Below are 6,880 nucleotides of genomic sequence, written 5' to 3' on the forward strand. Positions count from 1 at the left end.
CGCCCCCGGGCGAGCCTTCCGAGCCGGCGGGCTGACACGGAACGGAGGCCCGGCCCGCGGCGGAACGCCTGCGCACCGCGTCCGCCGGGCCGCCGGTCAGGAAGAGGGAAGCAGGGCGGCGCCTCCGGGGCCGCTCTTCACGAGCTGGTCGAGGACCGGCCGCGAAAACCTGATCCAGGGCCGGCTTTCACGTCCTGGTCGAGGTCCCGTCCTGAAGTCCTGGCCCAGGACCGGCCTTCACGGCCTCGGCGAGGACCCGCCCCGGACCGGATCGGCCGGGTGGGGCGCCATCGGCAGCAGCGACGCCAGCCGCTGCTCGCACAGCCCGACCAGCCGGTCGTAGGCCTCCTCGCCCATCAGCTCGGTGAGCTCCGGCCGGTAGGACACATAGACCGGGTCGCCGGCCCCGTGCGCGGAGGTCGCCGACGTGCACCACCAGTGCAGGTCGTGTCCGCCCGGGCCCCAGCCCCGGCGGTCGTACTCCCCGATCGAGATCTGGAGCACGCGTGTGTCGTCGGGCCGCTCGATCCAGTCGTACGTACGGCGGACCGGCAGCTGCCAGCACACGTCCGGTTTGGTCTCCAGCGGCTCCCTGCCCTCCTTGAGGGCCAGGATGTGCAGGGAACAGCCCATGCCGCCCTCGAACCCGGGGCGGTTCTGGAAGATGCAGGAGCCCTCCCAGCGCCGCGTCTGGCGCTCGCCGTCCTCGTCCACCCCGATCCAGCCCGTCTCCGTGCCGACCTCGTGGAACTGCCACAGGTCCGGGGTGAGCCGGGCCACGTGCCCGGCCACCCGCTTCTCGTCGTCCTCGTCCGAGAAGTGCGCGCCCAGCGTGCAGCAGCCGTCGTCGGCGCGGCCCGCCTGGATGCCCTGGCAGCCGCTGCCGAAGATGCAGGTCCACCTGGACGTCAGCCAGGTCAGATCGCAGCGGAAGACCTGCTCGTCGTCGGCGGGGTCGGGGAATTCGACCCAGGCCCGAGCGAAGTCGAGCCCCTTCTCGTCGGGCCCGCCCCGCCCCGCCGCTTCCGGCTGCTGCCTCTCCTGCTTCGATTTCTGCTGACTCTTCGCGGCTTTGTCCGGCTTCGCCTTTTTCGTCTTTGGCACGAGCCCAGAGTAAGCCGCAGTAGCGTGCCCGTATGAGACTCGGAGTCCTCGACGTGGGGTCGAACACGGTGCATCTGCTGGTCGTCGACGCCCATCCCGGTGCCTGCCCACAGCCCGCCCATTCGCACAAGGCCGAATTGCGGCTCGCCGAACTTCTCGACCCGGACGGGGCGATCGGTCCCGAGGGCGTGGACCGCCTCGTGGCGACGGTCACCGACGCCCTCCAGGCGGCCGAGGACAAGGGCTGCGAGGACGTGCTGGCGTTCGCCACCTCCGCCGTGCGTGAGGCCGGCAACGCGGACCAGGTGCTGGCCCGTGTGCGGGACGAGACCGGCGTCACCCTCGCCGTCCTCAGCGGCGAGGAGGAGGCCCGGCTGACCTTCCTGGCCGCCCGCCGCTGGTTCGGCTGGTCCGCGGGGAAACTGCTGGTCCTGGACATCGGCGGCGGTTCGCTGGAGGTCGGCTACGGGATGGACGAGGAGCCCGACGCCGCCGTCTCGCTGCCGTTCGGCGCCGGCCGTCTCACCGCCGCCTGGCTCCCGGGCGACCCGCCGGACCCGACCGCCGTACGGGCGCTGCGCCGCCACGTCCGCGCCGGTATCGCCCGTACGGTCGGCGAGTTCACCCGGCTGGGCCGTCCCGACCACGTCGTCGGGACCTCCAAGACGTTCCGGCAGCTCGCCAGGATCACGGGTGCCGCCCGCTCCGCCGAGGGGCTGTACGTGCAGCGCGTCCTCACCCGCAAGGCGCTGGAGGAGTGGGTGCCGAAGCTCTCCGCGATGACCGTCGAGCAGCGGGGCAACCTGCCCGGCGTCACCGAGGGGCGCGCCGCGCAGCTCCTGGCGGGGGCGCTCGTCGCCGAGGGCGCGATGGACCTGTTCGGGGTCGAGGAGCTGGAGATCTGCCCCTGGGCGCTGCGGGAAGGAGTCATCCTGCGCCGCCTCGACCACCTGCCGGCGGTGCAGGCGGCCCTGGCCTGATCCGGGCGCCGCGCCCCATGGCCCTTCTCACTTTCAGCCGGGCTCCTTCGGCGTCGCGTACTGCTGGCCGTACGCTGTCCACGTGGCAGAACCAGTGGTGCGCATCCCGGATGCGAAGGTCGCCCTGTCGACGGCCTCCGTCTATCCGGAGTCGACGGCGACGGCCTTCGAGATCGCTGCGCGCCTGGGCTACGACGGTGTCGAGGTCATGGTCTGGACCGACCCCGTCAGCCAGGACATCGAGGCGCTGAAGCGGCTGTCGGACTATCACCAGGTGCCGGTCCTGGCCGTGCACGCGCCCTGTCTGCTGATCACCCAGCGGGTCTGGTCCACCGACCCGTGGGTGAAGCTCCAGCGGGCCAGGGCCGCGGCGGAGAAGCTCGGCGCGTCGACGGTGGTCGTCCACCCTCCGTTCCGGTGGCAGCGCAACTACGCCCGGGACTTCGTCACCGGAATCTGGCGCATGGCGGACGAGACCGATGTGCGCTTCGCGGTGGAGAACATGTACCCGTGGCGCTACCGGGACCGCGAGATGCTCGCGTACGCCCCCGCCTGGGACGTCAGCAACGATGACTACCGGCACTTCACCGTGGACCTGTCGCACACCGCCACCGCCCGCACCGACAGCCTGGCCATGGTGGACCGGATGGGCGACCGCCTCGCCCATGTCCACCTCGCCGACGGCAAGGGCTCCAACAAGGACGAGCACCTGGTGCCCGGCCGGGGCGACCAGCCGTGCGCCGAACTGCTGGAGCGGCTGGCGCGCACCGGCTTCGACGGACATGTGGTCATCGAGGTGAACACCCGCCGCGCCATGTCCTCGGCCGAACGCGAGGCCGACCTCGCGGAAGCTCTCGCCTTCACCCGGCTCCATCTGGCCACGTCGGCGCGGACCCCCCGGCCGTGACCCCCGGCGCCGACGGCCCCGCCCCCCGGCGCAGGGGCCGCCCCTCCCGGACGGCTGGGGCCGCCGGCCCCGACGCCAGGACCCGGATCCTGGAGGCGGCCCGCGCGGAGTTCGCCGCGCGCGGCTACGACAAGACCTCGATCAGGGGCGTCGCCAGGGCGGCGGACGTCGACGCGGCCCTGGTCCACCACTACTTCGGTACGAAGGACGAGGTCTTCGCCGCTGCCGTCGAGGTCTCCTTCGAGCCCGCGCTCGACCTGCCCGCGATCCTGGACGGCCCCTCCGAGGACCTGGGGGAGCGGCTGGCCCGGTATTTCATCGGTGTGTGGGAGAACCCGGTGTCCAGGGCGCCGCTGCTGGCGATCCTGCGTTCCGCGTTCACGCACGAGGCGGCGGCGACGGTGCTGCGGGGCTTCGTGCTGCGCCGGCTGCTGGAGCGGATCGCGGCGGAGCTGGACGTGCCGGACCCGGCCTTCCGCGCCGAGCTGGCGGCCTCCCACATGATCGGTGTCGCGGTCATGCGGTACGTGATCCGCGCGGAGCCGCTGGCCACCGCGGATCCCGAGAAGATCGTCGAGATGGTGGCCCCCACCCTCCAGCGGTATCTGACGGACTAGCGCCGGGCAGGCGGCGCCCGCCCCGTCGCGACGCCCGGCACGCCCCTCACCGCACCGGACGAAAGCCCGGGTGCGGTCCCGTACGGGGGCTGCCGGCCGGCCCGCCGGGAGCACGCGCCGGACGCCGTTCCTCGACGGGCGAACGCCGCCCGCCGAGGCACCGGAGGCCGGTACGTACGGGGCCGGAAGAGGGCGGGGACCTGCCCACCCAGCGGTCGCTTCGTCCCGGTATCCGGACGGAGTGTCCAGATCGTGGAGTCGGGGCGTACGCTCATAAGCAGTCTTTTCTGCGAAGGAGCGAGCGACGATGCCCCAGCTGAGGTCCCGCACTGTCACCCACGGCCGCAACATGGCGGGCGCCCGCGCCCTTATGCGGGCGTCCGGCGTAGCCAGTGAGGACATTGGCAAGCCGATCATCGCGGTGGCCAACTCCTTCACCGAGTTCGTGCCGGGCCACACCCACCTCGCCCCCGTCGGCCGGATCGTCTCCGAGGCGATCCAGGCGGCGGGCGCCGTGCCGCGCGAGTTCAACACCATCGCGGTGGACGACGGCATCGCCATGGGGCACGGCGGGATGCTCTACAGCCTGCCCTCCCGCGACCTCATCGCGGACAGCGTCGAGTACATGGTCGAGGCCCACTGCGCCGACGCCCTGATCTGCATCTCGAACTGCGACAAGATCACCCCCGGCATGCTGATGGCCGCGATGCGCCTCAACATCCCCACGGTGTTCGTCTCCGGCGGCCCGATGGAGGCCGGCAAGACCACCCTGGTCGACGGAACGGTCCGCACCCTCGACCTCGTCGACGCGATCTCGGACGCGGTCAACGACAAGATCTCCGACGCGGACATCCTCCGGATCGAGGAGAACGCCTGCCCGACCTGCGGCAGCTGTTCCGGCATGTTCACCGCCAACTCGATGAACTGCCTCGCCGAGGCCATCGGCCTGGCCCTCCCGGGCAACGGCTCGGTCCTCGCCACCCACACCGCCCGCAAGGGGCTGTACGAGAACGCCGGACGCACGATCGTCGAGATCACCAAGCGTCATTACGAGCAGGACGACCACTCCGTCCTGCCCCGCAGCATCGCCACCCGCGAGGCCTTCGAGAACGCCATGGCCCTCGACATCGCCATGGGCGGCTCCACCAACACGATCCTCCACCTGCTGGCCGCCGCCCAGGAGGCCGAGCTCGTCTTCGGCCTCCCGGAGATGGACGAGATCTCCCGGCGGGTCCCCTGCCTCGCGAAGGTCGCCCCCAACGTGGCCCCCGGCGGGACGTACTACATGGAGGACGTGCACCGCGCGGGCGGCATCCCCGCCATCCTGGGCGAGCTCCACCGAGGGGGCCTGCTCAACGAGAACGTGCACAGCGTGCACTCCGGCTCCCTCGACGCATGGCTGAAGACCTGGGACGTGCGCGGGGGCTCGCCCTCGGCCGAGTCACTCGAACTCTGGTACGCGGCCCCCGGCTGCAAGCGCTCGGCGACCGCCTTCTCCCAGTCCGAGCGCTGGGACACCCTCGACACGGACGCGGCCGGCGGCTGCATCCGTTCGGTCGAGCACGCCTACTCCGAGGACGGCGGGCTCGCGGTCCTCAAGGGCAACCTGGCCGTCGACGGCTGCGTGGTGAAGACGGCGGGCGTCGACGAGTCGATCTGGACGTTCGAGGGCCCCGCGGTCGTCTGCGAGTCCCAGGAGGAGGCCGTCGACAAGATCCTCCGCAAGGAGATCAAGGACGGCGACGTCGTCGTCATCCGCTACGAGGGCCCCAAGGGCGGCCCCGGCATGCAGGAGATGCTCTACCCGACGTCGTTCCTCAAGGGCCGCGGGCTCGGCAAGACCTGCGCCCTGGTGACCGACGGCCGTTTCTCCGGCGGCACCTCGGGTCTGTCCATCGGCCACGCGTCCCCGGAGGCCGCGTCCGGCGGCACCATCGCTCTGGTGCAGGACGGCGACCGGATCGCGATCGACATCCCGAACCGCACGATCGAGCTCCTGGTGTCCGACGAGGAGCTGGCCCGCCGTGACCAGGCCCTCGGCGGGGTCTACGCCCCCAGGAACCGCGACCGCAAGGTCTCCCAGGCGCTGCGCGCGTACGCGGCGATGGCGACCAGCGCGGACAAGGGCGCGGTCCGCGACGTCTCCAGGCTCGGCTGACCCGCCGCAGCCGCCTCCGGCCCCGTCCCTGGTCTCACCAGCGGGCGGGGTCGTCCGCGTCCACGGCGAAGACGGATCCGTCCGGCGCGGTGCCGATGACGCTTCTGCCCATGACCACGGGGGCGGGCAGCGACGAGGCGTGGCTGAGCTTCCCCTCCCTCAGGCGGGGGCGTGTCTGGCCCAGCAGAGTTCCGTGCTCCGTGTCGACGGCCAGCAGCCGGCCGTCGGCAGCCGAGAAGTACAGCCGTCCGCCGGCCCCCAGGACCGGCGCCGAGGTCATCCCGACAGCCGTCTCCAGCCGCCACCGCTCGGCCTGCCCGGCGCCCGGACGGACGTCGAGCGCCAGCAGCGTCCCGCCGCGCTCCAGCAGCAGGGCGGTGTCCCCGCCCACCACGGTCTCCGGTGCGTCCATCCGGAAGGGCAGCGCGATGCGGGTCGCGCGCCGCAGCGCCGGGTCGTAGCGGACCAGCCCGGTGGTCTGGGCCTGCTCGTTCATGGCGGTGAGCAGGAGCGCCCCGCCCGACGTCCCGGCCGGGGTGAGCATCCCGTCCAGCCTGCGCTGCCAGGCCGTCCCGCCGGTCTTTGCCTCGATGGCCGTGACCAGGGTGGTCGTCCCCCGCACCGAACTCTCGAACGCGTACGCGAGCCCGGTCCTGGCCTCGTACAGCGCGTAACCCGGACTCCCGTGCCCCGGGACGGCGCGCCGCCACCGGGAGGCGCCGGTCGCGGCGGCGAGCCCCTGGAGCGTCCCGTCCCGGCGGACGGTCAGCAGGGTGTCGCCCGCCGGGAGCGGGGCGTCGAGATACGCGGTGAGATCCGTACGCCAGAGTTCCGTCCCGTCGCCGGGGGAGTACGCCCGGAGCTCCTCACCCGCGACGACGGTGCAGGCGACGCTCCCGGACACCGTGCCCCGCGGCCCGGAGCCCCCGGCGCCCTTCGGCGAGGTGCCCCGGTGCGACCAGACCACCCGGCCGTCCGAGGCGTCCAGCCGGGCCGGGCCGAACCCGTCGGTGACGCAGTACAGCGCGGCTCCCGCCCCGGCGGGGCCCCGGGCGCAGGACGGCGTCGAACTGCCCGGGGCGCGCAGCGGTGTCTGCCACGGCACGAAGGCCGC

6 protein-coding genes are annotated in these 6,880 nt (G+C 72.7%); 4 read left to right on the forward strand and 2 right to left on the reverse strand.

The window, feature by feature from the left end:
* Window positions 1–237: 237 nt before the first annotated feature.
* Window positions 238–1,104: a hypothetical protein gene (locus VN520_RS24200; RefSeq protein ID WP_325749043.1), complete on the reverse strand. Its 867-nt coding sequence runs from the start codon at window positions 1,102–1,104 to the stop codon at window positions 238–240.
* 32 nt (window positions 1,105–1,136) lie between these two features.
* On the opposite strand from VN520_RS24200, the gene VN520_RS24205 reads away from it, so the two are divergent.
* The 4 genes from VN520_RS24205 to ilvD all read left to right on the forward strand — a co-directional run bounded on the left by VN520_RS24205 (window position 1,137) and on the right by ilvD (window position 5,766).
* Entirely contained in the window at window positions 1,137–2,084 is a 948-nt protein-coding gene (locus VN520_RS24205; RefSeq protein ID WP_325749044.1) for a Ppx/GppA phosphatase family protein, read from the forward strand.
* Between the two features lie 82 nt (window positions 2,085–2,166).
* A complete protein-coding gene (locus tag VN520_RS24210; protein ID WP_414719933.1) occupies window positions 2,167–2,991 on the forward strand; it encodes a sugar phosphate isomerase/epimerase family protein in 825 nt (274 codons plus the stop codon).
* Window positions 2,988–3,608, forward strand: a complete 621-nt coding sequence (locus VN520_RS24215) for a TetR family transcriptional regulator (RefSeq protein ID WP_325749045.1) — start codon at window positions 2,988–2,990, stop codon at window positions 3,606–3,608. Before VN520_RS24210 ends, VN520_RS24215 begins: the two co-directional genes overlap by 4 nt.
* 307 nt (window positions 3,609–3,915) lie before the next feature.
* Window positions 3,916–5,766, forward strand: coding sequence for a dihydroxy-acid dehydratase (ilvD, locus tag VN520_RS24220; RefSeq protein ID WP_325749046.1), 1,851 nt, complete (start codon window positions 3,916–3,918; stop codon window positions 5,764–5,766).
* Window positions 5,767–5,800: 34 nt separating this feature from the next.
* On the opposite strand, the gene VN520_RS24225 is transcribed toward ilvD, so the two are convergent.
* Window positions 5,801–6,880 (reverse strand): PQQ-binding-like beta-propeller repeat protein (locus VN520_RS24225; RefSeq protein ID WP_325749047.1); only part of this gene is annotated, 1,080 nt, incomplete at its 5' end.

It is taken from the genome of Streptomyces sp. (genome assembly GCF_035563135.1).
In the GTDB taxonomy this organism is placed as follows: Bacteria; Actinomycetota; Actinomycetes; order Streptomycetales; family Streptomycetaceae; genus Streptomyces.